Here is a 25,960-nt window from a genome sequence, read left to right as displayed (position 1 = left end):
CTCGGTCCGGGGTGGGAAAGGCAACGGCGTCATGCCGTTGGTGCTCCCGTCGGGCGGGCGCGGGCGGTATAGGTGCGGCCCGTATGCACTCTTCCTCTCGTTTCCGTGGTGGCGTGGTGTCGGGTGTCCTGGCCGCGCTCGGGCTCCTCGCGGCCGGCTGTGGCTCCTCGCTGAAGGAGCAGGACGTGGACCTGGCGGGGCTGTCCGGCCGCACGCTCCTGTACACGCACGCGGATGTGGACCTGTTCGAGCTGGAGCAGGCCGCGGGCTCGCACCGCGTCACCGTCACCTTCTCCCAGGCGGGCGGCGACGTCTGCACGCGGTTGAACGAGGGCGTCACGGCGACGTTCAACGGCGAGCCGATGCAGGTGGAGCGGGGCGGGGTGGATGGCACCGCGGGCCGCGACCTGTGCCTGCCCACGCGCGCCTTCTTCGACTACGCCCCGGATGAGTGGGCCGCGCTGCCGCCCACCGATGCGCGCGTCGTCTTCCAGGACGGCTCCGGCACCACCATCACCGTCGTCATGAAGGAGGCCCAGGCCAAGCGCTCCTTCGACGGCGTGTCCGACGTGCAGCGGCTGCTCCGGGGCCAGTCCTATTCGTACCAGTGGATGCCGTCGACCGAGAAGCTCGAGTCCGCCGGCGCCACGCTGCTGGCGGAGGGCAGCGCCGTCACCGCGACGCTCACCACCACGCGCGACGGGGGCCGCATCACCTTCACCGTGCCGCCCAACCTGGGCGCCGCCACGCACCTGCTCACCGTCAGGGGCCAGGTCCAGGGCGAGGTGCTGGAGTGCACGGGCGTGACGAGCTGCTCGGGCACCTATTTCCACTCCGAGGAGCAGGTCGTCTCGGTGCAGTAGCCCTCCGCTCGCATCCCTCCGGGGCGGGCGGGCACGTGAGCCCGCTTCGCCCGGTTGTCGTGGCCGGCCTCGGACGCCACCGTGCAGGGACCCTCTTTCCCCTGAACGGAGCGCAGCCATGGCCCAGAAGAACCCCGACCCGCGTGAGGCGGGCCCCAAGCCTCCCTTCCCCGAGCAGACTCAAGCCCCTCCGGGCAAGGAGGGGCGGATGTCGCCGGAGCCGGACTACGGCGAGCAGTCCTACAAGGGACTGGGGCGGCTGAAGGACCGCGTGGCGCTCGTCACCGGTGGCGACAGCGGCATTGGCAGGGCCGTGTGCCTGGCCTTCGCGCGCGAGGGCGCCGACGTGGCCGTCTCCTACTTGAGCGAGGGGGACGACGCCCGACAGGTGCAACGCGTGGTGGAGGACGCGGGGCGCTCGGCGCTGCTGTTGCCCGGGGACCTGGCGGTGGAGGCGAAGTGCCGCGAGCTCGTGGAGGCGACGGTGAAGCGCTTCGGTCGCATCGACGTGCTCGTCAACAACGCGGCCTTCCAGGGCAAGGCGGTGGAGAGGTTCGAGGAGCTGGACGCCGAGCGCGTGGAGCGCACGTTCCGCGTCAACATCCTCGCGATGTTCCACCTGGTGCGCTACGCGCTGCCGCACATGAAGGCCGGCGGCACCATCATCAACACCGCCTCCATCCAGGCGTATCAACCCACGCCGCCGCTGCTCGACTACGCCACCACGAAGGGCGCCATCGTCACCTTCACCAAGGGCCTGGCGCAGCAGCTCATCGAGCGCGGCATCCGCGTCAACGCCGTGGCGCCCGGCCCCGTGTGGACGCCGCTGATTCCGCAGTCCTTCGATGGCAAGCAGGTGTCGACGTTCGGCGAGGACTCGCCCATGGGCCGCCCCGCGCAGCCGGCGGAGCTGGCGCCGTCCTACGTGTTCCTCGCCTCGGATGAATCGCGCTTCGTGAACGCGGAGGTGTTGGGTGTCACCGGAGGAAGGCTGCTCGCCTGAGCCCGTGTCCCGAGCTACCCGGTGCGCCGTTGTCCGTGCGGCGGCGCACCGCCTGATTCCGAGGGGTTGAAGAGTCTGGTGCCCCGCAGGTCCGAGCACCAGTCACGGCGTGTTGTCAGGCCCCGGACGGCAGGTGCGCTTGGGAAGAGTCAACCTGGGGGGACGGGTTGCTTTCCCGGGGGCAGAACGTTTCTGATCTGTCACGCAGCTCCCCTCACCCTAGGAGGCAGCCACGCATGCAGTTCAACATCACCTTCCGTCAGTTCGGGGCGTCGGATTCCCTCAAGGAGTACGCACGCGAGAAGGTCGAGCGGGTGAACAAGCTGTTGGATAGAGCAGGAGAGGCACACGTCGTCCTGTGGTTGGAAGCCAACCACATCCACCACGCGGACATCACCGTCCACTCCGGCGCCTGGGTGCTCCGCGGGCGCGACAAGAGCAGTGACATGTACGCGTCCATCGACCTGGCGATGGACAAGATCGAACGACAGCTGCGCCGCTACCGCGACAAGCTCAAGACGCATCACGGCAAGGAGCGCGTGCACCACCGTCAGGACCTGGTGAACCACCTGAAGGTGCGTCACGCCGTCTTCGAGGTGCCGGACGCGGAGGAGCTGGCGGACATCGCCGAGCAGTCCACGGTGGACACGCCCGCGCCGAAGCTCGCCGCCGCCCCGCCCGCGCCCCCCGTGGCCGCCACGACGCGCGTGGTGAGCTCCACCCAGCTCACCGTCAAGCCGCTGTCGGTGGACGAGGCGGTGATGCAGATGAACCTGATGAACAACGACTTCTACGTGTTCCACAACGTGGAGTCGGACGCGCTGGGCATCGTCTACCGGCGCAAGGATGGCCAGTACGGCCTCATCGAGCCCCACGAGCCGCCCGCGCTGGCCGCGGCCGCCGGCACCTGAGGCGAGGGCCTGAAGGAAGCGTCGCGCTCCGCCACCCCCCTCGAGGAGGCGGAGCGCGGACGCTCCCATCCAGTCGATGACGGGAGCGTCGTCGGTCCTTCACGGATGCTGCTTCCCACGAGGCTCGCGGTCGGCCACGGCCTTGTCGGTGTCCCCCCAACCGCCCGGGTAGGGCGGCTGGCGCATCCATCCCCAAGAACGCCTGGGCCCACCGCGCATATCGCGGGGGGCTTCCGGTAAAAACGACGCGCCCCATCTCTCCCCCGGGAGATGGAGCGCGCCTCGGCCCTGGCTGGGAGGGGCCGTCAGTAGCCCTTCTTGCAACTGGACATCCCCTGCGCGTTGCGCAGGTCGGTGAACACGCCGGTGGAGACGGCCACGGGCGTGGTGACGGCGGGGGCCCGGACGTTGACGAGCGCCAGCGTCATCAGCGCGGCCCGCTCACCCAGCGGGCGCGAGTGGATGGCGGAGGGGAAGGCCACGACGATGTCCGTCTCGCGCGCTCCCCCGCACTCGCGCATGCCCGAGAGCGCCTCCGCCTCCCGTTTCAGGAGGTAGACGCAGCTGCCCACCCGGCCATGCAGCCACGTGCCGTCCTCGGTGAGGTCCACCGGCTGGCCGCCGAAGGTGCCCCAGACGCGGGTGTCGTCCCCCTCGGCCAGCTCCAGCCGCGTGCCCTGCTGGGCCACCGAGCCCGTGAGCAACTGGTAGTCCCACTGGAGCGCCACGGGGTGGCGGCGGTAGCGCCCGTGCATGCTGTTGTCGGAGATGCTCAGCGTGGAGGTGGGGCCGGTGATGGCGTCTCCCCGCAGGAGCAGGGACTCCTCGGCGGCGTCTCCCAGCGCGGAGCCCTGGACACCGGTCGTGGCGCAGCCGGTGGCCAGCAGCGAGAGGACAAGGCTCGAGCACAGCGTTCGCTTCATGGCGGTCGCTCCCCTTTTCGTTTGCTGTCGTGGTTCACTGAAGGAAACGGACGCTGGGGGAGGGCATATCGTCCCCTGGGGGACGGCGGGGCGGGGAGACATGGGGGCGGCCCGTGGTCCCGGTCCCTGACGCGCAGTGAGCGGGGGTGGCGCCGGGACGACAGGCGACCCTTGCGCGAATCGAGGGTGAGGAGTAATTGCCGCCATCTCAGGAGCGCCAGCGCGGGAGCGTCAGTGAGAATCGCCGAGTTCCTCAGCCCCCAAGCCGTCATCGCGGACATGCAGTCGCGGACGAAGCAGGAGGTGTTGCGCGAGCTGAGCGCCACGTTGGCCCGGGCCCACCCCCCGCTCCTGGAGGAGCGGCTGGTGGAGGTGCTGCGCGAGCGCGAGAAGCTGGGCAGCACCGGCATCGGCGAGGGGGTGGCCATCCCCCACGGCAAGCTGCCGGGCATGACGCAGCTGCAGGCGGCCTTCGGCGTGTCCCGCGCGGGCGTGGACTTCGAGGCCATCGACGGCAAGCCCACCCACCTGTTCTTCGCCCTGGTGGCCCCGGAGAACAGCGCCGGCGTGCACCTGAAGGCCCTGGCCCGCATCTCCCGGCTCTTCAAGAACCCCCGCTTCCGGGCCGCCATCCTCGAGGCGCCCACGACCGCGGAAATCCACGCGCTCATCATCCAGGAAGACGCCCGGCCCTGAGCGCCGGGCCGGGGGGACACCATGGACGTGGTGCTGCGGCCCATCAACGACGCGTTCTTCCACGAGCAGGTGCTCCCGTTCCTCACGCGCGCCATGGGCGACGCCAGCGGGGCCCTGGAATCGTTGCTGGAGCAGCTGGGGGACGGCCAGTCGCGCATGCTGTGCGAGCGCATGCTGGCGACGTCGGTGCCCGGCGGCCTGGGCTCGGTGGACGCGGACCCCTGGGCGGACCTGGTGGACCGGCTCGCCTTCCAGCCGTGGAGGACGGGGCCCATGGGCTGGGAGGTGGACCCTCGCCACGCGGGGTACGCGGACGCCTGGGACGAGGCGCTGCACCTGGCGCTGATGCTGGAGGAGGCCCACTACCCCTACTGGGACAACCGCACGTCCCGCGAGGTGCGCGACGGCTTCCGCCTGCGTCCGCTGGCGGACGTGGGGCTGGCCTCGCTGCTGGCGGGGCAGTGGGACCCCTTCCCGGAGTTCCCCCCGGACCGCGTCTTCGTCACCCAGGGCCGGGGCGAGTACTTCCCCAACGAGCGCTTCGCCTTCGCGGACTGGGCCTGGCGCCCGGCGCGCGCGGTGGCGCACTGGCAGGTGAACCTGCCGCGCAAGCTGGAGCGGCTGCTCACGCGCGAGCAGGAGCGCATGAAGCTGCCGTCGTTGCCGGAGCGTGACGAGGTGCTCGCCTACTGGCTGGGCAAGCAGGCACAACCGCCGCCGCTGACGGTGGCCTTCTCCGGGCTGGGGCCGCGCGCGGCGAACTGGATTCGCGAGCTGGGCGCGCTCACCGGCCACATCCGTCAGGCGGCGCTGGCGAAGCAGGGCCTCGCGGCGCTCGTCACCAAGGGCACCTCCGTCCGCATCTAGGCCTTGGGCGTGGCGGCGGCGGTGCTCCCGGGGCTCTCCAACAGGAGCGTGACGGGCCCGTCGTTGACGAGCGCCACCTTCATGTCCGCGGCGAAGATGCCGGTGCCCACGGACAGGCCGCGCTGACGCAGGCCCTCACAGGCCTTTTCGTACAGGGCCTTGGCCACGGTGGGCTCCATGGCGTCGATGAAGCTGGGGCGCCGGCCCTTGCGCGCGTCGCCGTAGAGCGTGAACTGGCTGACGACGATGAGCTGCCGCGAGGTGTCCTCCAGCGACAGGTTCATCTTGCCGCCCGCGTCCTCGAAGATGCGCAGCGTGGCGAGCTTCTCCACCATCCAGGCCACGTCCGCCTCGGTGTCGCCCTTGCCCACGCCCAGGAGCACCAGCAGCCCCGGGCCGATGTCGCTCACCTTCTGCCCGTCCACCGTCACCGACGCTTCCAGCACTCGCTGCACCACCGCACGCATCGAACTTTCCTCCCAGGGCCGATTGTCCACCGACGACTGTCAGGGGCGCGTGGCATCTTGCGCCCTTGGATTATGAAAAGAAGTCCACATGCCAGGGCGGCCAAATTGTTCTTGGCGGTAGAGCGAGCGCCCAGCCGTGGACTCCCGCACCCCCTCTCCCTTGCCGTGGTTTCACGCGATTCACCATAATGGCCGCCGACTTCCCCGGAGCGTGCGTGCAGGTTCTTCGAGCCAGACACCTCTTGGCCGCGACGGCCATCGTTTCCCTGCTGCTTCCCCCCGGTGCCCTGGCGGCGCCGCCCTCCGCCGAGAAGCGCGCGGACCGCGAGGCGTTGCGCGCGGCGCTGCTCGAGGTGCTCCAGCGTGCCCCGCTCAAGGTGAGCCGGGTGGGCGTGCACATGCAGAGCCTGGATGACGGCGCGGTGGTGTTCACCCACAACGCGGACGAGCTGCTCAACCCCGCGTCCAACGTGAAGCTCGTCACGTCCGCGGCGGCGCTGGCGACGCTCGGGCCGGAGTTCCGCTACGAGACGGAGTTCCTCGTGGACCCGGAGCTGGGCGCGGACGGCAAGGTGAAGACGCTCTACGTGCGCGGCAAGGGCGACCCGTCCGTCACCACCGAGCGGCTGTGGGGCATGGTGTCGGAGCTGTGGCACGTGGGCGTGCGCGAGGTGGGCGAAATCGTCGTGGACGACTCGTGGTTCGACGCCGAGCGCACGCCGCCCGGGTATGACCAGGAGGACTCGGACCGGGCGTACATGGCGCCTACGGGCGCGCTGAGCCTCAACTGGAACGCGGCGGCCATCTACCTGCGGCCCGGCGCGAGCGCGGGCGCCAAGGGCGTGGTGGAGATGGAGCCGCCCAGCGACTACTTCATCGTCGACAACCAGCTCTCCACGGGAGCGCGCCGGGCGCGGCGGGTGTCGGTGACGTCGGACCCGGTGGGGCCGCAGCAGAAGATTGTCGTGCGAGGGCAGGTGCCGCCCGAGCGCGGCGGCGCGGTGAGTGTCTGGAAGAAGATCGACAACCCGCCCATGTACTTCGGCCAGACGCTCAAGCAGCTCCTGAACACGCGGGGCGTCAAGGCGAAGGGGAGGGTGCGCGCGGGGGCGACGCCGTCGCGTGCCCGGGCGGTGTACGTGGCGCAGTCGGACACGTTCGACGTGCTGCTCAAGCGGCTCAACAAGCTCTCCAGCAACTTCGTCGCCGAGCAGCTGCTCAAGACGATGGGCGCCGAGGGGCGGGGCCAGCCGGGCACCTTCACCAAGGGCGTGGAGGTGGTGGAGCAGTTCCTCGAGCGCGACGTGGGCATCCAGCGCGGCACGTACGTGATGAAGAACGGCAGCGGGTTGAACGACGCGAACCGCTTCTCGGCCACGCAGCTCAACAAGCTGTTGCGCTACATGTATGAGCGCTTCCCGTTCGCGCCGGAGTACCTGTCCTCGGTGCCCATCGCGGGCAAGGACGGCACGCTCAAGTACCGCTTCGAGGGCAGCGACGCGGTGGGCCGGCTGCGCGCGAAGACGGGCACGCTGGAGGGGGTGTCCGCGCTGAGCGGCTACGTGACGAGCGCGGGCGGTGAGCGCTTCTCGTTCTCGATGATGGTGAACGACTTCGCGGGCCGGGCCGGGCCCATCGTCGCGGGGCTGGACGCGCTGGGCGCGGCGGTGGCGGCCACGGGCTCCAGCCTGGGGCCCTCGAGCGCGGTGGCGTCGCTGGCGGACGGTGGCAAGGCGGCGGGCGCGATTGGGGACGTGGCCTCGCGCGTGAAGACGTACCTGGAGCTGGGCCGTCAGAGGGATCCGCGCAACCTGGGCTTCCTGCGCACGGCGTGGCGCAGCGAGAGGGACCCGGCGGTGCGCGCGGTGCTGGCGGAGGGCCTGTACCAGTCCAACCCGCACGACTACCTGGGCGCGCGCACGTTGCTGGACAGCTACTCGGCGGGCAGCGACGTGTATGGCCGGCTGAGGGAGGTGGCGCGGGTGCTGGCGGTGGAGGTGCCGGGCGTCACGAGCATGGTGGAGCTGGCGGCCGGTGGGAACACGGAGGCGCTGGCGCGGGTGCTGGAGCTCGCGGGCGCCACGGGCGCGGATGCCACGGCGCAGGGCGAGATGTCGGTGGCCCTGGGGGAGGTGGCTCGCACGGCGCCGGAGGAGCTGGTGGTGGCGCTGCGCGCGGCGTCGACCTCGGACCGCGAGGCGTCCACGACGCTGCTGGCCCGGGCGCTGGTGCAGACGGGCCAGGCGGACCACCCGTTCTGGAAGTCGCTGCGCAAGCTGGTGGGCGCGGCGGATCCGCAGGTGGCGACGTTCGCCAAGGGCCTGGACTCGACGCTGTCGCAGAAGGTGGCGGAGGCCAAGGCCCGCCCGGTGGAAGGCGCGCCGGTGCAGGTGGTGGCTCCGGCGGGCAATCCGCCTCCGGCGTCCTCGAAGCCCCAGGGCAGCGCCCCCGAGGCCCGCACCGCCGAGACGCACCCGGGCGGGTAGCGAGCGTCGCGCCACCGCGGGTCGTCGTACCGGAAGGCGCCCGGGCGGGTGGCCTTCCGGGGCCGGGGCTCGCATCTTTGAGCTGCATCCGGGCGGCGATTCCCTGCCGCGACGCACCTGGCTGCGGGGGCTTTGCCTGCTGTCGCGTGTGCACCGCATCGAAGCGGGCGGCGAGCCCGCCTCAGCTCACCCCGAGCCTCGTTCCACCGAGGGGCATTGCCGGGCGGGTGTCTCCTGGGCGTGACTCAAGGCAGGGCCCCGCCGCGCGACGCTCGGGACGCCCCCACGCCCTGGTTCGCCTCGCGTGCGGTCCTGGGTGCACTGAGCCTTCGGGTTCGCGCCCGGGTGGGCCCGTCCCGCACCCGTCAGGTCCTGTCTGCTCGCCTGGTGCGCTGTCGCCCGGGCGGGCCCCGTGCCGCGGTCCGCCTTCTGGAAATGTCAGGGCGCACTGCTATACGTGGAAGGCAACCTGCCAGGGCTGATGCCCGGTAGGCCCGTATCCCCCCCGTGGCGGGGGGGATCTCGACGAAAAGGAAGAGGGAGCAGTCATGGCAGGAGGCGTGAACAAGGTCATCCTCATCGGCAACCTGGGCGCGGACCCCGAAGTGCGGTTCACCCCGGGAGGTCAGGCGGTCGCGAACTTCCGCATCGCGACCAGCGAGAGCTGGACCGACAAGAACGGCCAGAAGCAGGAGCGGACCGAGTGGCACCGCATCGTCGTCTGGGGAAAGCTCGCGGAGCTCTGCGGCGAGTACCTGAAGAAGGGACGGCAGTGCTACGTCGAGGGCCGCCTGCAGACGCGTGAGTGGACCGACAAGGAGAACCGCAAGAACTACACGACCGAGGTCGTGGCCAACGCGGTGACGTTCCTGGGCGGCCGTGACGCCGGGGACAACATGGGCAGCGGCGGCGGTGGTGGCGGGCGCCGGAACTTCGGCTCGCAGCCGCGCGGCGGCGACAACAACGACTACGGCCAGCCGCCTCCGATGGATGACGGCATGGGCGGTGGCGGCGGCGGCAACAACGAGGACGACATCCCGTTCTGAGCCGTGTCGGGACTCCGGCCGCTCCGGTCGGACACCCCAGAAGCGAACCGGCCGCTCCCCGGAAGGACTCGGGGGCGGCCGGTGTGCTTTTCGAGACGTGTGGACCGTGAGGAGGGCACTCCTCTCGGAGTGCCCGGTGACACAGGAAGGCCTAGTGGCCCGCGGGCCCGAGGGCCCCGCCCGCCTGGTACAGCGCGTAGATGGCGCTCCAGCTCATCGCCGTCAGCAGCAGGAAGATGAGGATGGAGACCGGCTCGAAGCGGCGCATGGCGCGCTCGGAGCCCAGCAGGCCCCAGCCCATCGCGAAGCCCTGGAGGCCGTTGGCCAGGTGGTACGCCGTGCCGAGCGTGCCCAGCAGGTAGACGACGAGCGTGGGGCCGTGGAAGTGCATCTCCCGGGCGATGTCCTCGAACATCTCCGGGTGACCCAGCATCAGGCGCGGGCGCAGGAAGGCCAGCCAGATGTGGGCGCCCAGGAACGCGAGCACGCCCAGGGCGCTGACGCGCTGGAGGATGTACTTGAAGTTGCCGTAGTTGTTGTAGCGGTTGTTGTTGGGCCGGAAGCTGAAGAGCCGCACCAGGCCCCAGCCCGTGTGGAACAGCAGCGGCAGCATCACGATGATGAACGTGAGCGCCTGGGCATACGGGTTGGAGTACGTGGTGACGGACTTCTGCCACGCGTCACCGCCATTGAAGGCGGACAGGTTGTCCCACAGGTGGTTGACGACCCAGAAGCTCAGGGGCACCACCGCGAGGAACGAGCCCAGGCGGGACTTGAGGAGCGGAGTCTTCGTTGCAACGGCGTCGGCGGTGGCGGCCTGGGTGCTCATCGTTTCTCCAGCGATGGCGCGCGGGCAGGTGGCCGCGCCCCAGCTCAAGGTCAGGTGACTGACTGTCGGTCGGCGGTTTATAGCCGTTCCGGCCACGACGCTGGATTTCTTCCGCACATGCGCATCCCAGCCTTCGCGCATGGAGGCATAAGCCTGGACTTATGCGTCACCCCGGCCGGGCCTGCTGCCGGGCCGGCATGCGACGGGGCGTCCGCCTTCTGACGTTGGCGGGCACGCCGGGCTCGGGCACGCTACTCGCCCTGTCATGTCCGATGAGCTCGTCAGTGGATTGCTGAAGAAGTCCGATGTCCGCGTGGTGCTGGCCCTCACCACGCAGCTGTCCCGCCAGGCCCGGGCCACCCACCACACCGCCCCGGCCGCCGCGGCGCTCCTGTCCCAGGCCCTCACCGCCGCCGCCCTGCTGGGCGCCCTCCAGAAGGGCGACTCCCGCGTCAACCTCCAGCTCGAGTGCGACGGCCCCTTGAGGGGCCTCTTCGTGGACGGTGACACGTCCGGCCTGGTGCGGGGCTACGTGAAGAACACGCTCGTGGAGTACACGGGCAGTGACGACCAGTACCACTGGCGTCCCGTGCTGGGGAACAAGGGCTTCCTCTCCGTCCTGCGCGATTTGGGCGGCGGCGAGCACTACCGCTCCTCGGTGGAACTGGAGCGCTTCGACCTGGCGGGCGACCTGGAGCGCTACTTCCACCAGTCCGACCAGCTCCCCTCGCACGTGGTGCTCGCGCAGCTGCCCGCCGAGGTGGGCGGCAAGCCGGAGTCCCTGGGCATCGTCGCGGGCCTGCTCGTCCAACCCTTGCCCAACGCCGACCTGGAGGTCTTCCAGGCGCTCGGTGAGCGGCTGCGTCGTGACGCCGAAGGCGCCCTTCGGGCCCATGCCCCCGCGGGTGCGTCCGCGGTGCTGCGGGCGCTGCTGCCGGAGGCGGACTTCGAGGTGATGGCCCGCTATCCGTTGCGCTTCGGCTGCTCGTGCAGCGAGGACCGCGTGAAGCGCGCGCTGCTCGCCATGGGGCGCGAGGAGCTCCAGGACCTGCTGGAGAAGGAAGGGCAGGCTGAAGCAACGTGTCAATTCTGCACGACGCGCTATGTCATTCCAGGAGATGAAATTCGGCGCATGTTGGAGACCGGCTCGGTTTGACTTGGGTGCGTGGCCTCGGTAGAGGCCGCGCGCCATGAGTTACTTCACGCAACTGCTCGAAGGCGGCTACGAGGCCGTCCATCTGCTCAGCGATTCCCGCACGGGACTTCGCGCCATCGTCGGAATGCACAACACGCGACTCGGCCCTGGGCTGGGTGGCACGCGTGCCTTGTCCACGTACACCAGCGAGGAGGAGGCCGTCGCGGACGCGCTCCGGCTGGCGCGCGGGATGACCTACAAGGCGGCGCTCGCGGGCCTGCCGCACGGAGGTGGCAAGGCGGTCATCATGCTGCCCCGGAGCAACTTCGACCGGGCGAAGCTGTTCGAGTCCTTCGGTCGCGCGGTGGAGTCGCTCGGCGGCCGCTACATCACCACCGAGGACAGCGGCACCAGCACCGACGACATGGAGCACGTGCGCAAGCACACGAAGAACGTCGTCGGCCTGAAGGAGCGCAGCGGAGACCCGTCGCCCGTCACGGCGTACGGCGTGGCGCGCGCCATGGAGGCCACCGCCAAGCACGTCTTCGGCAGCGCGGACCTCAAGGGCCTGCGCGTCACCGTGCTGGGCGTGGGCCACGTGGGCATGTACCTGGTGAAGGAGCTGCACGAGCGCGGCGCCCACATCTTCGTGAGCGACATCAACGCGGCCAGCGTGGAGCACGCGGTGAAGCAGTACGGCGCCACGGCGGTGGACGCGGACACCCTGCACCGCATGGAGGCGGACGTGTACGCCCCGTGCGCGCTGGGCGGCGCCATCAACGACACCACGCTGCCCCTGCTCAAGGTGAAGGCGGTGTGTGGAGCAGCCAACAATCAGCTGCTCACCATGCGCCACGGCGAGCAGCTGGCCAGCCGGGGCATCCTGTACGTGCCCGACTACGCGGCCAACGCGGGCGGCCTCATCAACGTCGCCCAGGAGTGGGCGGGGTACGACCGGGAGAAGGCGTACGCCCGGGCGGCGAACATCTTCGACACCATCGACACGGTGCTGCGGCGCGCGAAGGAGTCGGGCCTGCGCCCCGAGCAGGTGGCGGACCGGATGGTGGAGGAGAAGCTCCAGGCCTGAGGGCCGTGAGGTCCCCACCGCCTCGTGTGTCCGTGAGGTGGTGGGGATGTGAGCGGGGATGTGGCCAGGGCGCGCGCCTCGGGGTATGACGGGGCCGCACTTCAGCCGGAGCTCACCGCCGTGGCCACCAAGCGGGCAGCACCCGGGCCCAAGGCCCAGGGCAAGCGCAAGCCCACCGCGAAATCCTCCCCGAAGCCTTCGTCGTCGAAGAAGGCCCCCGCGAAGTCTCGTGTCGCGTCGCCGTCGCCGGCCGCGCGCGAGCAGGCGCGCAAGCTGGTCTCCATCCCGACGGACATGGTCCTGGCGCCCCAGGCGGAGGCCCCCCGTCAACCGACGGGCAAGGACCAGTCGCGCAAGCGCACCGCGGGCGTGCTGCGCGAGCTGTCCTGGGCGCAGCTGGACCGCGCCGTGCAGCAGATGGCCGACGACATCCGCCAGTCCTTCCAGCCCGAGGCGGTGGTGGGCGTGGCGCACGGCGGCGTGTTCGTGGGCGGCGCGCTGGCGTCGGCGCTCGGGTGCGCGTTCTTCCCGGTGCGCATCAGCCGCCGCAGCAGGGACCGCGGCGACAAGGCGCATCCGCGTGGCGGACCGAAGCCCGCGAACGAGATGCCGCGCGAGCTGAAGGGCAAGCGCGTGCTCATCGTCGACGACGTGGCGTCCAGCGGAGACACGCTGGAATTGGCCATGGCGCTGGCGCGCGAGGCGGGGGCGAAGAAGGTGTCCACGGCGTGCCTGGTGGTGAAGCCGGACGCGTACGCGCCCCAGTTCGCGGGCATCTCCACGGGGGCGCTCGTCGTCTTCCCGTGGGACTACGCGCCGGGCACCGGCGACGCGCGCTTCGACGAGGACCCGGACAAGGCCGGAGCCTGAGCCGTGCCGCGGTGATGCGATGATTGTCGGCACGGCGGGCCACATCGACCACGGCAAGACGTCGTTGGTGAAGGCCCTCACCGGCATCGACACGGACCGGCTCCAGGAGGAGAAGCGCCGCGGCATCACCCTGGAGCTGGGCTTCGCGCACCTGACGCTGGATGACGGCACCGTCGCGGGCGTCGTCGACGTGCCCGGCCACGAGCGCTTCGTGAAGGCGATGGCCGCGGGCGCCGGCGGCGTGGACCTGGCGGTGCTGGTGGTGGCGTCGGACGAGGGCGTGATGCCCCAGACGCGCGAGCACCTGGACATCTGCCGGCTGCTGGGCGTTCGCGCCGGCGTCGTCGCGCTCACCAAGTCGGACCTGCTGGACGAGCCCGGGCCCGAGTGGCGCGCGCTGGTGGAGGCGGACCTCGCCGCGCTCACCGCCGGCTCGTTCCTGGAGGGCGCGCCCGTGGTGCCGTGCTCCACGCGCACGGGCGAGGGGCTCGCGGCGTTGCGCGCGGCGCTCACCCGGGCGGTGGGCTCGCTGGGGAAGCGCCCCTCGGAGGGGCCCACGTTCCTCCCGGTGGACCGCGTCTTCACGCTCAAGGGCTTCGGCACGGTGGTGACGGGCACGCTGCTGTCGGGCACGGTGGCGGTGGACGACGCGGTGTCGCTGCTGCCGGGCACGCCCGGCCCGCTGCGCGTGCGCGGGGTGCAGCAGCATGGCCGGGCGGTGGCGCGAGTGGAGGCGGGCCAGCGCGCCGCGGTGAACCTGCCGGGCGTGGAGCCGGAGGCGCTCCACCGGGGGCAGGTGCTGACGCGCGCCGGAGAGCTGCCCGAGACGCGCATGCTCGACGTGGAGCTGACGCTGCTGCCCTCCGCGCCGTCGCCCCTGCCGCGCCGCCGCAAGCTCCTGCTGCACCTGGGCACCGCGCAGGTGGAGGCCACGGTGGCGCTGCTGGACGTGGAGCGGCTGGAGCCCGGCGAGACGACGCTCGCGCAGCTGCGCCTGGACGCACCGGTGGCCGCGCTCGTGGGGCAGCGCTTCATCCTCCGGGGCTCGCGCGCGCTGCCGGGGCGGGGCGCGACGGTGGCCGGCGGGCGCGTGCTGTCGATTTCCCCTCCCAGGCGCCGCAAGGGCGGCGCGTCCATCGTGGCGCCGCTGCGCGAGGCGGACCCCGCGGGGCAGGTGGCGTGGCTGCTCCGGCAGGCCGGCCATGCGGGGCTCACGCAGCAGGCGCTGTTCGGCCGCTCGGCCTTGGGGCCCAAGGTGCTCACGCGCGCGCTGGAGCTCCTGGGCGCCCGGGGCTCGGTGGTGCTGTTGGACCGGGAGAGCCGGCTGTACCTGTCCGGCGAGGTGCTCGAGGGGTTGCAAGGCCGGGCGCTCGCGGTGCTGGCGGCCTTCCATGAGCGTGAGCCCCTGCGTGAGGGGCTGTCCCGCGAGGAGCTTCGCCAGCGGCTGTCCAGTGAGCTGGATGCGAGGGCCTTCCAGCGGGTGTTGCAGGGGCTGGGGGCCGCCGGGAAGCTGGAGGTCGAGCGGGACCTGGTACGCCTGAAGGGGCGTGGACGCGCGCTGTCGTTGGGGGACGAGGCGGCGCGGGCGCGGCTCGCCGCGGAGCTGTCCGCCGCGGGTCTGGCGCCGCCCACCGAGGGCGAGCTGTCCCAGAAGCTCCAGCTCCCGGCGCCCCGCTTGCGCGAGCTGCTGAAGCTCCTGGTGGCCGAAGGCAAGGTGGTGCGCGTCAGCGAGGAGCTGTGCTTCGACGCGGGCAGTCTGGGGGCCCTGAAGGAACGGCTGGTTGCCCACCTGCGCGAGAAGAAGGACATTACCACCCAGTCCTTCAAGGAATTGGTGGGACAGAGCCGCAAGTTCGTCATCCCTCTGTCCGAGTACTTCGACCGGGAGAAGGTGACGCTCCGGGTGGGCGAGAAGCGGGTTCTGCGTCGCGGATGAGCACCAGCCACTACAGCGAGGCGTCGCTGCGCGCCCTCATCGAGCCCTTCGGCAACCCCGTGCTCGCGGTGGTGGACGGGCGTGTGTCCGCGGCCAATGACGCCTACCTCGCGCTCTTGGGACTGCCCCGCGAGCGGGTGGAGGGGCGCTCCGTGATGGACTTCGTCCAGCCCGAGGAGCGCAGCCGGCTCATCGAGCGCTACCGCCTGGTGGAGTCCGGCGGGGCCATGGAGGCGAGGACGCAGGTCTACCAGGTGCCCTCGGCCGACGGCGTCACGCGCGAGGTCGCCCTCTACGCGTCCCGAATCCCGCTGGAGGGCGGGCGGCACGCGCTGCTGCTCAACCTGCTGCCGCTGACGGACAAGCCCCCCGAGCTGTCCATGGCGGAGCGGTTGGTGGAGACCTCGGCGAGCCTGGTGTCCGCGCACTCCGAGGACGCGGTGCGCCGCGTGGCCCTGAAGGGCCTGGAGGCCGCGGGCTTCCGGGTGCGGCTCCTGCGCTGGGATGGCCTGCGGCTGAACCCGTTGGATGGTGGTGCTCCTCCGCCGGACGTGGCCCTGGGGCTGGAGGCGCTGTCGGACGGGCGCCCCGTGTTCGGCGGCGCGGAGCGGGCCTCGCCCACGCACGTGTACCTGCCCGTCGGCGGCCCCCAGGTGGAGGTCCTTCGCGTGGAGGGCCCGTGGGTGGCGCCCCGGCATGGCTCGGTGCTGACGCTCTTCGCCAAGGTGGTGGGCGCGGCGCTGACGGACGCACGCGTGCAGTCGGACAGCACGCGCAGCCGGTGGGAGGTGGGGGCCGTCGCGGAGATGGCGCGCTTCGTGGCGCGGCCGATTCCGCCCACGCCCGAGGACTTCCTCTCGCGCGTGTCGGAGCTGCTGCTGTCCGAGGCCGCGGCGCTGCACCTGACGCGGGGCGCGGAGGGGCCGCTGGTGCTGTCGGCCCACGTCGGCCTGACGGAGGTGGTGGGCCCGGGCGGCGATGTCGCGCGGCTGGGTGGGGTGATGGGCGGCTCGGTGCCGGACGCGCTGGATGGCGACCTCACCAGCGAGGCGCAGGCCCAGGCGCTGCGCGAGGCCTCGCAAGGCACGCTGGGCAGCGGCGCGGCGGTGCGGCTGGCGCGGGGCGGCGAGGTGTGCGGCGTGCTCCAGGTGCTGCGCGCGCCGGACCGGCCCTTCGACGCGCGGGACGTGCGGCTGTTGGGGACGCTGTCGGAGCTGCTGATGACGTTGCTCGAGCAGCGCCGGCTGCGCTCGGAGTCCGCGCGCCAGCTCACCGAGACGCGCCTGCTCCTGGACCTGGCCCGGACGACGTCGGGCGTGCTGGAGACCTCGAGCATCCTCGACGTGGCGTCGGACTTCCTCGTCCACCTGCTGGACGTCTCCAACTGCTACATCATGCTGTACGACGAGAGCGCGAAGGTGCTCCGGGGCGCGGCGGCCTCCGCGGCGCACCGCGACTTCTTCCGCACGGTGGTGTTGTCGCTCTCCAGTGACAGCGTGGCGGCGCGCGCCGCGCGCGAGCGCAAGCCGGTGGTCATCGAGGACGTGGAGGCCTCCGGCGGCGGCTTCAACCCGCAGCTCGTCCAGCGCTTCGGGGAGAAGGCGCTGCTGGCGCTGCCGCTCACCTCGCGCGAGGAGCTCATCGGCGTGGTGCTGGTGGACGACACGCGCCGCGCGCGGACGTTCAGCCCGGAGCTGGTGGAGCTGGCGGAGGCCACGTGTGGCCAGCTGTCGCTCTCCATCGCCAACGCGCGCCTGTACGAGTCGCTGTGGGCCAGCTACGCGGAGCTGGCCGCCACGCGCGCGGAGATGGTGAAGCGCGAGCGGCTGGCCGCGCTGGGCGAGCTGTCCGCCATCGTCGCACACGAGGTGCGAAACCCCCTGGGCGTCATCTTCAACGCGGTGGCCTCGCTGCGCCGGCTCCTGGAGCCCTCGGGCGACGCGGCCATGCTGCTGGACATCCTGGGCGAGGAGAGCGACCGCCTCAACCGCATGGTCGGCGACTTGCTCGACTACACGCGGCCCCGAGACCCGGTGCTCCAGCACGAGGACCTGAGCCGCGTGCTGCAGGACTCGCTGGAGGCGGCGCGCGCGCAGGGTGGGGCGCCGGACCGGCCGGTGCGAATCGACGCGGAGGTGGAGCAGGGCTTGCCGCCCGTGCCCATGGACCGCCGGCTCATCCGCCAGGCGCTGGTCAACGTGGCCGTCAACGCCATCCAGTCCATGCCGCAGGGCGGCCTGGTGCAGGTGCGCGCGCGCCGCGAGGCCCACGCGGGCCGCGAGCAGCTGCGCATCGACGTGGCGGACCAGGGGCCGGGGATTCCCGCCGAGCTGCTCCACCGCGTCTTCGAGCCCTTCTTCACCACCAAGGCCCAGGGCACCGGCCTGGGGCTGGCTGTCGTGAAACGAATCCTCGAGGAGCACCGCGGCGAAATCGCCGTGGACAGCACCCCCGGTCGCGGTACCACCTTCACCTTCCGGCTTCCCCTCTCGCAGCCCCCGTCCTTCCCATGACCGACGCGAACCTCCCGCCGTCCCGCGGACGCATCCTCGTCGTGGACGACCAGCGCAACATGCGCGCGACCACCGCGCTGCTCCTGCGCGCCGAGCACTACACCGTCTTCGAGGCGGGCACCGGCGAGGAGGCCCTGGCGCACCTGTCCGGTGGCAGCATGGACCTGCTCCTGACGGACCTGAAGATGGAGCCCATGGACGGGCTGACGCTCCTGCGGCGCGCGCTGGAGGTGGCCCCCCGGCTGCAGGTCATCATGATGACGGCCTTCGGCTCCATCGAGAGCGCGGTGGAGGCCATGCGGCTGGGCGCGTACGACTACGTCACCAAGCCGTTCAAGGAGAGCGAGCTGCGCTACCGCGTGGAGCGCGCCCTGGAGCGCGCGCGCCTGCTGCGCGACGTGGACAACCTCGCCACGGACTTCAACGAGCGCCACGGCCTGTCCGCGCTGGTGGGGCGCAGCGCCGCCATGAGGGACCTCACCTCGCGGCTGATGCGCGTGGCGCAGAGCGACGCCACGGTGCTCATCCAGGGCGAGAGCGGCACGGGCAAGGAGCTGGTGGCGCGCGCGCTCCACGCGCACAGCCGCCGCAAGGGGCGCTCCTTCGTGCCCGTCAACTGCGCGGCCATCAGCGAGACGCTGCTGGAGAGCGAGCTGTTCGGCCACGCGAAGGGCGCCTTCACCGGCGCGGTGAAGGCCCGCCGGGGCCTGTTCGAGGAGGCCGACGGCGGCACGCTCTTCATCGACGAGGTGACGGAGACCAGCCCCACCTTCCAGTCGAAGCTCCTGCGCGCGCTGCAGGAGGGCGAGGTGCGCCGCGTGGGCGAGTCCACCGCGCTGCGCGTGGACGTGCGCACCGTGGCGGCCACCAACCGCGACATCGAGCAGGAGGTGCGCGAGAAGCGCTTCCGCCAGGACCTCTACTACCGCCTCAACGTGGTGACGCTGCGCGTGCCGCCCCTGCGCGAGCGCCTGGATGACGTGCCCGCGCTCGCCGAGCACTTCCTGGGACGCGCCAACGCCCGCAGCCCCAACCCCCGGCGCCTGTCCGCCGCCGCGGTGACGCACCTGATGAGCTACGACTTCCCCGGCAACGTGCGCGAGCTGGAGAACCTCGTCGAACAGGCCGCCGCGCTCTCGGAGAGCGACGAGCTGCTGCCCGAGGACTTCCCGCTGCGTCAGGCCCGCCTGACGCCCGTCGCCGGCACCCACTCCCTGGGCACCCTGGACGGCCCGGGCAGTCTGCCCCCTGGCACCAGCGCGGGGCCCACCCTGGCCCAGGTGGTCGAGGACGCCGAGCGCCGCGCCATCGCCCAGTCCCTGGAGCGCCACGGCGTGGACCTGGCCCGCGTCGCCGACGAGCTGGGCGTCTCCTCCACCACCTTGTGGCGCAAGATGAAGCGCCTCAACCTCCGGCCGCCCAACGAGGTGGGTCGGGAGTAGGGTGGAGTTGGACGTGTAACTTTTGCGCACCCGTGGATTCAGATCCGAAATGAACGGGGTTCATCGGTGAAAAACACAACCGCCCGGACTCATTGGAGATTTTCAGTTCTGAAAGCCGATTGCAGGGCTGAAATGCAATCGCTGGGGTGGGCCAGTGTTGGGCAGACCTCTAAGTGCCTGAGAAAACTGGAGTTTGTTTCAAATCGGGGTCTGGCACGGCGACTGCTATAGGTTCACGCGGGACACATCGAAGCGAGGCTGAAGGCGGTTCCCCCCCACCCCTTCAGCACTTCCGGTGAGTCACCTTCAGAAGACCCGCGGCCCGACCCTCCCCTGGAGTGTCGGGCCGCCTTCTTTTGTGCCGTCGGACGTTGAGTCAGGCTCGCGTCGGTATCGCTCCTTCTAACCGGAGGCAGGCCGATGACGGTGGATGTGGGGCCGTGTCCGTGGGTGCAGCGGCCCGGACGCGCCGACGATTACCCGACGTATGTCAGGCTGTTCGCGGAGTTGGGGCTGGAGGACCCTCCGCCGCCGGCGTCCATGTGGGAGCAGGAGCTGGCGGCTCGCACCTTTCTCGTGGAGGGGCCGGGTGGGGTGGTGGGGTACACCTCCACCGAGGCGCTGGGCGTCATGGGGTACGTGGGCCAGCTCGTGGTGGCGCCCGAGGCGCGTCGTCAGGGGCTGGGGCGGTGGATGATGCTGAGGACGGCCGAGCGCTTCCGCGCGCAGGGCTGCCAGCACTGGTCCCTCACGGTGGTGCGCGACAACACGCCGGCCCTGGAGCTGTATGGCTCGCTGGGGATGCGGCGCGCGCGGCAGGCCACGGACCTGGAGGTGACGCGGGCCCACGTGGCCACGTTGCCGGAGGCGCCCCGGGGCCCGCGCGTGTCGCTCGTGGAGTCGTCGGATTGGGCGCCGCTGACGGAGGCCTTCGGGATGATTCCGGGCAAGCTCGCGCGCTTCTCGTCACTGGCCTCGCACCAGCTCTGGAAGCTGACGCGGGGCACGGAGCTGCTGGGGTTGATGGACCTGCGCTCCGGCGGCGCGGTGCTCTATCCGTTCTTCGCGGTGTCCCTCGCGCATGCCCGCGCGCTCCTGGAGGACGCCTTCGCCCGCGTGGGGCCCGCGCGTCAGTCGATGGGCGTGGTGATGACGGACAACGAGCCCCTGGTGGCCGCCCTGCGCAAGGCCGGCGCCCGCACGCGCCTGGAGACGTACGAGCTGCGCGGCGAGCTCCCGGGCTGACCTCACGTGCCCCTGAAAGACGACGCCCGCCCGGGCACGAGGCCGGGGCGGGCGGAGTCGACGGGCTCGAGGCCCGCGAAGGCTACTGACCGAAGAGGCTGCTGGCCTGCACCAGCCACGCGGTGACGGGGCCGGGGAGGATGCCCAGCACCACCACGGCCGCGGTGGAGAGCACCAGGGCCAGCTCGGTGGACCAGCTGCGCTCCAGCACCTGGGCGCCCTCGGGCACCGGGCGCATGAACATGTAGACCACCACGCGCAGGTAGTAATAGACGCCCGCCGCGCTGGAGAGCACGCCGATGATGGCCAGGCCGATGAGGCCCGCGTCCACCGCGCTCTGGAACACGAGCAGCTTGCTCATGAAGCCGATGGTGGGAGGAATCCCGCCCAGCGACAGCATGAACGCGGCCATGGCCACGGCCCAGCCCGGGCGCCGCTGCGCCAAGCCACTGAAGCGCTCCAAATCCCAGGCGGTGCCCTTCTCCTCGTCCTCGCGACGCTCGAGCACGGAGACCAGGGTAAAGGCGCCCACCGCGCTGAAGGTGTAGGCCAGCAGGTAGAAGAGGATGCCGCGCAGCGCCTGCGAGCGCGCCAGCTCCAGCGGCGAGCCACCCGTCAGCTCCGACGGGCCCAGCAGGCGGAACTGCTCGCCCGGCGCCGTCACGAACAGCGCCGCCACGCCCACCAGGAGGTAGCCGGCGTGCGCGATGGACGAGTACGCCAGCATGCGCTTCACGTTGCGCTGCGGAATCGCCAGCAGGTTGCCCACCACCATGGTGAGGAAGGCCAAGGTGGAGAACAGCACCAGCGGCATCTGCGGGTCGATGCCCTTGCCCACCGTCAGGAACACGCGCACCAGCGCCGCGAACGCGGCCGCCTTCACGCCCGCGCTCATCAGCGCGGTGACGGGGGTGGGGGCGCCCTCGTAGACGTCCGGCGTCCACATGTGGAACGGCACCGCGGCCACCTTGAAGGCGAAGCCGGAGCCCAGGAGGATGAGGCCCGCGTAGACCAGCGCCGGCTGCTGGGCGAGCGCCGTCGACAGCGGCCCAGCCATGGCCGTCAGCGTGGTGGTGCCGGTGGCGCCGTACAGCAGCGCCGCGCCGTACAGCAGCACCGCGGACGAGAACGCGCCCAGGATGAAGTACTTGAAGCCCGCCTCCGAGGGCCGCGTCCCGCGCCGCAGGTACGACGTCAGCGCGTACGTGGCGATGGAGAGGACCTCCAGGTTCACGAACAGGGTGATGAGCTCGTTGGACAGGGCCAACAGGCTCATGCCCGCCGCGGCGAACAGCATCAGCGCGTAGAACTCACCGCGCTCCGCGCCTCGCTTGCGCAGGAAGCTCACCGAGCTGAGCGACGCCAGCCCCAGACCCACGCACACCACGAAGGTGAGGAAGCTGGAGAAGGGGTCCAGCACGCCGAAGCCGAGGAACGCCTCGTGCGCCGGCTCGAACATGTTGGACACGGCCACGGCGCCAGCCGCCACCGCCGCCACCACGGAGAGCACGGCCTGGTAGGACCGCGACGCGGTGCTGCTGAGGAACACCTCCGACAGCAGCAGGATGCAGGCTCCCACCACCAGGATGATGGCGGGAATCAGCGGGAGGAAGTCTGCCAGGGTCAGATTGGGCAGGGGCAAGGTCATGGCGAGGGCTCAGTCGGCTTACGGCCGGGACGAGGGGACGGCCCGGGCGGCGAGCGGGGCAGGGGCGCTCGGGGCTGCCACGGTGGGGTTGGCCGGCAGGGACATCACCTCCACGCGCACCTGGTCGGCCTGCACACCCGCTCCGGGCGTGCCCACGCGGGCGCGGGACAGGAAGCGCTCCGTGGACGGCTCGATGCGGTCCAGGAAGGGCTGGGGCATCAGGCCCATCACCCCGACGAGGATGATGAAGGGCAGCACCGTCAGGCTCTCGCGCACGTTCATGTCGCGCAGGTGCTGGTTCTCCCGGTGCGTCAGGCCGCCGAAGAACACCTTCTGCACCATCCACAGCATGTACGCCGCGCCCAGGATGACGCCCGTGGTCGCGAACGCGCCGAACACCGCCGTCAGGTGCGGGTTGCCGGCCGCCGCGCCCAGGTCGCTCTTGAACGTGCCGAGCAGCACCAGGAACTCGCCGATGAAGCCGTTGGTGCCGGGCACCGCCACCGAGGAGAAGGTGATGATGATGAAGGCGGTGGTGAACACCGGCATCACCTTGGCGATGCCGCCGAAGTCCGCCATCAGGCGGCTGTGGCGCCGCTCGTAGAGGAAGCCGAACAGGAGGAACAGCGCGCCCGTGGACACGCCGTGGTTGAGCATCTGGTACGCGCTGCCCGTGGCGCCCTCCGCCGTCAGCGCGAAGATGCCGAGCATGCAGTAGCCCAGGTGGCTGACGGACGAGTACGCGATGAGCTTCTTGATGTCCCGCTGCGCCAGGCACATCAGCGCCCCGTAGACGATGCCGATGACGGCCAGCGTCGCCAGGAACGGCCGGGCCTGCTGCGCGGCCACCGGGAACAGCGGAATCGCGTAGCGCCAGAAGCCGAAGGTGCCCATCTTCAGCATCACGCCGGCCAGGATCATGGAGCCGGCCACCGGCGCCTGCACGTGCGCGTCCGGCAGCCACGTGTGCACCGGCCACATCGGCACCTTGATGGCGAACGCCAGCGCGAACGCCGCGAACAGCCAGGGGCCGTAGGTGTGCAGCGTCGCGGCCATGCCCGTCAGCGAATCACACGCGCCCGCGGGTCCCGCCGAGCACGCGGACAGCTGCCGGTTCGCGTCCAACAGGCCGTTGTAGATGCTCGCGTAGTCGAACGAGCGCGCGCCCGCCGGCGAGCTGATGAAGTACACCGCGATGAGCGCCACCAGCATCAGCAGCGAGCCCACCAGCGTGTAGAGGAAGAACTTCACCGCCGCCATCTGGCGGTCCTCGGCGCCCCACACACCCACCAGCAGGTACATGGGGATGAGCATGGCCTCGAAGAAGATGTAGAACAGCAGCACGTCCAGCGACACCAGCGCGCCCAGCATCGTCGTCTGGAGCACCAGCAGCGCCAGGTGGAACTCCTTGATGCGGTGGCTGATGTACGTGGTGGAGGCCAGCACCACCAGGGGGCCCAGGAACACCGTCAGGAGGATGAGGCTCACCGCCAGGCCATCCACGCCCAGGTGGTAGCTCAGCCCGAACTCCTGGAACCAGGGCACCCGGTACTCGAGCTGGAACTCGGGACCGCCGACCTCGAAGCGTGAGTACGCCCACACGCCGAAGACCAGGTCCACCACCATGCCGATGAACGTGACGGTGCGAATCTGCCCCGCCTCGCCGGCGGGCAGCATCAGCACCAGCGCCGCGAAGACGAGCGGCAGGAAGACGACGAGGTTGAGCAGGTGGGTGTCGAAGAAGCTCATTGCAGCACCTGGATGAGGGCGTAGGCCACGCCGCCGAGCAGGGCGAGGGCCATCACTGCGGCATAGGCCTGGGCGTCGCCCGACTGGACGTAGCGCAGCGCGCTGCCCACGCGCGCCGTCACCCACGCCGTGCCGCGCACCGCCACGGTGTCGATGAGGAGCGCGTCCACCACGCGGAAGAGGATGAAGCTCATGAACTTGATGGGCCGGATGATGGCCAGCTCATACAACTCGTCCACGTAGAACTTGTTCTGCGCCGCGCGGCGCACCGCCCGGGCATAGGCCGGCGCGGGCTGACCCGCGCGGGACGGGAAGAAGCGCAGGTACAGGAACGCCGCCAGCGCGCCGCCGGACACCGCCACCAGCCACGCGAAGCCGTAGTCACCCAGCGTGGGGACGCTCGTGTCGAGCTCCACCGTCTTGCCCGTGGCGACCACGCGGTTCATCGCGGCGAACACCGGGCTCAGGAAGTTCTCGAACACCGGCTGCGGGCGGCCGTCACCGGGCGCCTTGAGCAGCGGCCACGCGTACACGGAGGCCACCACGCTGAGCACCGCCAGCACCACCAGCGGCAGCGTCATCTGCCACGCGCTCTCGTGCGCGTGCGCCACCTTGGCCTCCTTGGAGCGGGGCCCCTCGAAGGTCAGCAGGTACACGCGCGTCATGTAGAACGCGGTGCACGCGGCGATGAGCAGGCCCAGGTAGTAGACCGCGCTGGACACCCAGTGCAGGCCCGCCAGGTGGTTGTGGTGCACGCCGTGGAAGATGGCGTCCTTCGAGAAGAAGCCGGACAGCGGGATGATGCCGGTGATGGCCAGCGTGGCGACGAAGAAGGTGCCCCACGTCCACTTCATCTCGTGGCGCAGGCCGCCCAGCTTCTTGATGTCCGTCTCGTCCCCGTTGCCGTGCATCACGCTGCCGGCGCCCAGGAACAGACACGCCTTGAAGAACGCGTGCGTCACCAGGTGCAGCACGGCCGCCCAGAAGATGCCCATGCCCACGCCCATGAACATGATGCCCAGCTGGGACACCGTGGAGTAGGCGAGCACCTTCTTGATGTCGTCCTGCGCGAAGGCGATGAGCGCCGCCAAGAGCGACGTCAGCGCACCGATGATGGCGACCGTGGCCATCGCCGTGGGGCTGAGCACCAGCAGCGCGGACATGCGGCTGAACAGGTACACGCCCGCGGTCACCATCGTCGCGGCGTGGATGAGCGCGGAGACCGGCGTGGGGCCAGCCATGGCGTCCGGCAGCCAGACGTAGAGCGGCAGCTGCGCGCTCTTGCCCGCGGCGCCCAGGAGGAACAGCAGCAGCGCCACCGTCATCACTCCGCCGAACGTGTAGCCCTCCAGGGGGCCCGCGGCGATGGTCGTGGACAGGTCCACCTTGCCGGCGCCGCCCTCGGGCATCGCCTCGGCGAACTTCTGCAGGCCCAGGAAGGTGACGGGGCCCTTGTCCTCGAGCGCGGAGGCGTAGCGCTGGCTGGTGCTGCCCGCCGCCGTGTAGTCGCGCTCGTCGGCCTGGCGGTTGAAGGCGCCGACCATCAGCACCATCAGGAACGTGGCGATGAGGAACGCGAAGTCACCGATGCGGTTGGTGACGAACGCCTTGCGGCCGGCCCACGCCTTGGCGGGGTCCGTGTACCAGAAGCCGATGAGCAGGTAGCTGGCCATGCCCACGCCCTCCCAGCCCACGAAGAGCAGGACCAGGTTGTCGGCCAGCACCAGCGTCAGCATCGCCGCGACGAAGAGGTTCAGGTACGCGAAGAACCGCCAGTAGGCCTCGTCGTGCTCCATGTAGCTGGTGGAGTACAGGTGGATGAGGAAGCCCACGCCGGTGATGACCAGCAGGAGGATGCCGGACAGGTGGTCCACCATCAGCCCGAAGTTCACCCGGAAGTCGCCCACCGAGAACCAGGTGCCGTAGTCGTGCGCAATCGCGTAGCGGACGTAGTCCCGCTCGTTGCCGAACGGGTTCACGATGAAGGACAGGAGCCGGCGGCTCTCCAGGTCCATGGAGCTGGTGGCCCAGAAGGCCAGCACGCTCAGCACGAAGGCGCCCGCGACCGCGGAGCACGCGACCAGGTGCACGTTGGCGCGGCCCAGCATCTTGCCGAACACGCCGCAGATGAACGCGCCCAACAGGGGCAGCGCGATGATGAGCCAGAGCGAGGGCGCCATCACTTCTGGCGCGACCGGCGCGACCTGGAGGAATTCCGAGAAGGTGCTCATGAGTGGGCTCCTG

Annotated in this window: 20 protein-coding genes; 14 read left to right on the top strand and 6 right to left on the bottom strand. The window is 70.8% G+C overall.

What is annotated here, in order from left to right; genetic code table 11:
• Positions 1–83: 83 nt before the first annotated feature.
• From K8625_RS18730 to hpf, 3 genes are all read left to right on the top strand, one after another.
• On the top strand, positions 84–863 hold the full coding sequence (locus K8625_RS18730; RefSeq protein WP_223783452.1) for a hypothetical protein: 780 nt from the start codon (positions 84–86) through the stop codon (positions 861–863).
• A 118-nt stretch (positions 864–981) separates the two neighbouring features.
• The gene (locus tag K8625_RS18725) at positions 982–1,866 is read left to right on the top strand and encodes an SDR family oxidoreductase (RefSeq protein WP_223746145.1); all 885 of its coding nucleotides are present in this window, start codon (positions 982–984) and stop codon (positions 1,864–1,866) included.
• A gap of 236 nt (positions 1,867–2,102) precedes the next feature.
• Complete coding sequence (gene hpf, locus K8625_RS18720) at positions 2,103–2,777, top strand: ribosome hibernation-promoting factor, HPF/YfiA family (RefSeq protein WP_223783451.1); 675 nt, start codon at positions 2,103–2,105, stop codon at positions 2,775–2,777.
• Positions 2,778–3,082: 305 nt separating this feature from the next.
• On the opposite strand, the gene K8625_RS18715 is transcribed toward hpf, so the two are convergent.
• On the bottom strand, positions 3,083–3,700 hold the full coding sequence (locus tag K8625_RS18715; protein ID WP_223746147.1) for a hypothetical protein: 618 nt from the start codon (positions 3,698–3,700) through the stop codon (positions 3,083–3,085).
• A gap of 234 nt (positions 3,701–3,934) precedes the next feature.
• On the opposite strand from K8625_RS18715, the gene K8625_RS18710 reads away from it, so the two are divergent.
• Both K8625_RS18710 and K8625_RS18705 read left to right on the top strand, forming a co-directional pair.
• Entirely contained in the window at positions 3,935–4,396 is a 462-nt protein-coding gene (locus K8625_RS18710; RefSeq protein ID WP_046711218.1) for a PTS sugar transporter subunit IIA, read from the top strand.
• A gap of 21 nt (positions 4,397–4,417) precedes the next feature.
• A complete protein-coding gene (locus K8625_RS18705) occupies positions 4,418–5,263 on the top strand; it encodes a hypothetical protein (protein ID WP_223783450.1) in 846 nt (281 codons plus the stop codon).
• Here K8625_RS18705 and dtd read toward each other — a convergent pair.
• Positions 5,260–5,730, bottom strand: coding sequence for a D-aminoacyl-tRNA deacylase (gene dtd, locus K8625_RS18700; RefSeq protein WP_223783449.1), 471 nt, complete (start codon positions 5,728–5,730; stop codon positions 5,260–5,262). The two genes, K8625_RS18705 and dtd, sit on opposite strands and share 4 nt — an antisense overlap.
• Before the next feature lie 215 nt (positions 5,731–5,945).
• On the opposite strand from dtd, the gene dacB reads away from it, so the two are divergent.
• Together dacB and K8625_RS18690 are read left to right on the top strand one after the other, a co-directional pair.
• The gene (dacB, locus tag K8625_RS18695) at positions 5,946–8,216 is read left to right on the top strand and encodes a D-alanyl-D-alanine carboxypeptidase/D-alanyl-D-alanine-endopeptidase (RefSeq protein WP_223783448.1); all 2,271 of its coding nucleotides are present in this window, start codon (positions 5,946–5,948) and stop codon (positions 8,214–8,216) included.
• 548 nt (positions 8,217–8,764) lie between these two features.
• A complete protein-coding gene (locus tag K8625_RS18690) occupies positions 8,765–9,262 on the top strand; it encodes a single-stranded DNA-binding protein (RefSeq protein ID WP_223746150.1) in 498 nt (165 codons plus the stop codon).
• A gap of 151 nt (positions 9,263–9,413) precedes the next feature.
• On the opposite strand, the gene K8625_RS18685 is transcribed toward K8625_RS18690, so the two are convergent.
• Positions 9,414–10,091 carry a succinate dehydrogenase gene (locus K8625_RS18685; RefSeq protein ID WP_223746151.1) on the bottom strand — a complete coding sequence of 226 codons (678 nt, stop codon included), beginning with the start codon at positions 10,089–10,091 and terminating at the stop codon, positions 9,414–9,416.
• Positions 10,092–10,356: 265 nt separating this feature from the next.
• Here K8625_RS18685 and K8625_RS18680 point away from each other — a divergent pair, with 265 nt between their 5' ends.
• From K8625_RS18680 to K8625_RS18650, 7 genes are all read left to right on the top strand, one after another.
• A complete protein-coding gene (locus K8625_RS18680; protein WP_223783447.1) occupies positions 10,357–11,247 on the top strand; it encodes an Hsp33 family molecular chaperone HslO in 891 nt (296 codons plus the stop codon).
• 34 nt (positions 11,248–11,281) lie between these two features.
• Positions 11,282–12,313: a Glu/Leu/Phe/Val dehydrogenase dimerization domain-containing protein gene (locus tag K8625_RS18675; RefSeq protein WP_141324630.1), complete on the top strand. Its 1,032-nt coding sequence runs from the start codon at positions 11,282–11,284 to the stop codon at positions 12,311–12,313.
• Between the two features lie 120 nt (positions 12,314–12,433).
• Complete coding sequence (locus K8625_RS18670) at positions 12,434–13,183, top strand: phosphoribosyltransferase (protein WP_223783446.1); 750 nt, start codon at positions 12,434–12,436, stop codon at positions 13,181–13,183.
• A gap of 19 nt (positions 13,184–13,202) precedes the next feature.
• Positions 13,203–15,119, top strand: a complete 1,917-nt coding sequence (gene selB / locus K8625_RS18665; protein WP_223783445.1) for a selenocysteine-specific translation elongation factor — start codon at positions 13,203–13,205, stop codon at positions 15,117–15,119.
• On the top strand, positions 15,116–17,632 hold the full coding sequence (locus tag K8625_RS18660) for an ATP-binding protein (RefSeq protein ID WP_223783444.1): 2,517 nt from the start codon (positions 15,116–15,118) through the stop codon (positions 17,630–17,632). Before selB ends, K8625_RS18660 begins: the two co-directional genes overlap by 4 nt.
• Positions 17,629–19,074 carry a sigma-54 dependent transcriptional regulator gene (locus tag K8625_RS18655; protein ID WP_223746157.1) on the top strand — a complete coding sequence of 482 codons (1,446 nt, stop codon included), beginning with the start codon at positions 17,629–17,631 and terminating at the stop codon, positions 19,072–19,074. The genes K8625_RS18660 and K8625_RS18655 overlap by 4 nt, the downstream gene beginning before the upstream one ends.
• 420 nt (positions 19,075–19,494) lie before the next feature.
• Positions 19,495–20,319 carry a GNAT family N-acetyltransferase gene (locus K8625_RS18650; protein WP_223783443.1) on the top strand — a complete coding sequence of 275 codons (825 nt, stop codon included), beginning with the start codon at positions 19,495–19,497 and terminating at the stop codon, positions 20,317–20,319.
• Positions 20,320–20,401: 82 nt separating this feature from the next.
• On the opposite strand, the gene K8625_RS18645 is transcribed toward K8625_RS18650, so the two are convergent.
• The 3 genes from K8625_RS18645 to nuoL are packed head-to-tail and all read right to left on the bottom strand — an operon-like array spanning position 20,402 to position 25,947.
• Positions 20,402–21,961, bottom strand: a complete 1,560-nt coding sequence (locus K8625_RS18645; RefSeq protein WP_223746474.1) for an NADH-quinone oxidoreductase subunit N — start codon at positions 21,959–21,961, stop codon at positions 20,402–20,404.
• A gap of 24 nt (positions 21,962–21,985) precedes the next feature.
• Positions 21,986–23,716, bottom strand: a complete 1,731-nt coding sequence (locus K8625_RS18640; RefSeq protein WP_223746159.1) for a NuoM family protein — start codon at positions 23,714–23,716, stop codon at positions 21,986–21,988.
• Positions 23,713–25,947, bottom strand: coding sequence for an NADH-quinone oxidoreductase subunit L (nuoL, locus tag K8625_RS18635; RefSeq protein WP_223746160.1), 2,235 nt, complete (start codon positions 25,945–25,947; stop codon positions 23,713–23,715). Before nuoL ends, K8625_RS18640 begins: the two co-directional genes overlap by 4 nt.
• Between the last annotated feature and the right edge of the window lie 13 nt (positions 25,948–25,960).

This window comes from Myxococcus sp. AS-1-15 (genome assembly GCF_020037055.1).
Classification (GTDB): Bacteria; Myxococcota; Myxococcia; order Myxococcales; family Myxococcaceae; genus Myxococcus; species Myxococcus fulvus.
This window is presented reverse-complemented; position numbering and strand designations above follow the sequence as displayed.

Bases quoted from the DNA above. Each gene is read 5' to 3' on its own strand.
- nuoL (WP_223746160.1), bottom strand. From the start codon at position 25,947: ATGAGCACCTTCTCGGAATTCCTCCAGGTCGCGCCGGTCGCGCCAGAA.
- K8625_RS18650 (WP_223783443.1), top strand. From the start codon at position 19,495: ATGACGGTGGATGTGGGGCCGTGTCCGTGGGTGCAGCGGCCCGGACGC.
- K8625_RS18675 (WP_141324630.1), top strand. From the start codon at position 11,282: ATGAGTTACTTCACGCAACTGCTCGAAGGCGGCTACGAGGCCGTCCAT.
- K8625_RS18685 (WP_223746151.1), bottom strand. From the start codon at position 10,091: ATGAGCACCCAGGCCGCCACCGCCGACGCCGTTGCAACGAAGACTCCG.
- K8625_RS18680 (WP_223783447.1), top strand. From the start codon at position 10,357: ATGTCCGATGAGCTCGTCAGTGGATTGCTGAAGAAGTCCGATGTCCGC.
- dtd (WP_223783449.1), bottom strand. From the start codon at position 5,730: ATGCGTGCGGTGGTGCAGCGAGTGCTGGAAGCGTCGGTGACGGTGGAC.
- K8625_RS18660 (WP_223783444.1), top strand. From the start codon at position 15,116: ATGAGCACCAGCCACTACAGCGAGGCGTCGCTGCGCGCCCTCATCGAG.
- K8625_RS18690 (WP_223746150.1), top strand. From the start codon at position 8,765: ATGGCAGGAGGCGTGAACAAGGTCATCCTCATCGGCAACCTGGGCGCG.
- K8625_RS18715 (WP_223746147.1), bottom strand. From the start codon at position 3,700: ATGAAGCGAACGCTGTGCTCGAGCCTTGTCCTCTCGCTGCTGGCCACC.
- K8625_RS18725 (WP_223746145.1), top strand. From the start codon at position 982: ATGGCCCAGAAGAACCCCGACCCGCGTGAGGCGGGCCCCAAGCCTCCC.
- hpf (WP_223783451.1), top strand. From the start codon at position 2,103: ATGCAGTTCAACATCACCTTCCGTCAGTTCGGGGCGTCGGATTCCCTC.
- K8625_RS18705 (WP_223783450.1), top strand. From the start codon at position 4,418: ATGGACGTGGTGCTGCGGCCCATCAACGACGCGTTCTTCCACGAGCAG.
- K8625_RS18655 (WP_223746157.1), top strand. From the start codon at position 17,629: ATGACCGACGCGAACCTCCCGCCGTCCCGCGGACGCATCCTCGTCGTG.
- K8625_RS18640 (WP_223746159.1), bottom strand. From the start codon at position 23,716: ATGAGCTTCTTCGACACCCACCTGCTCAACCTCGTCGTCTTCCTGCCG.
- selB (WP_223783445.1), top strand. From the start codon at position 13,203: ATGATTGTCGGCACGGCGGGCCACATCGACCACGGCAAGACGTCGTTG.
- K8625_RS18730 (WP_223783452.1), top strand. From the start codon at position 84: ATGCACTCTTCCTCTCGTTTCCGTGGTGGCGTGGTGTCGGGTGTCCTG.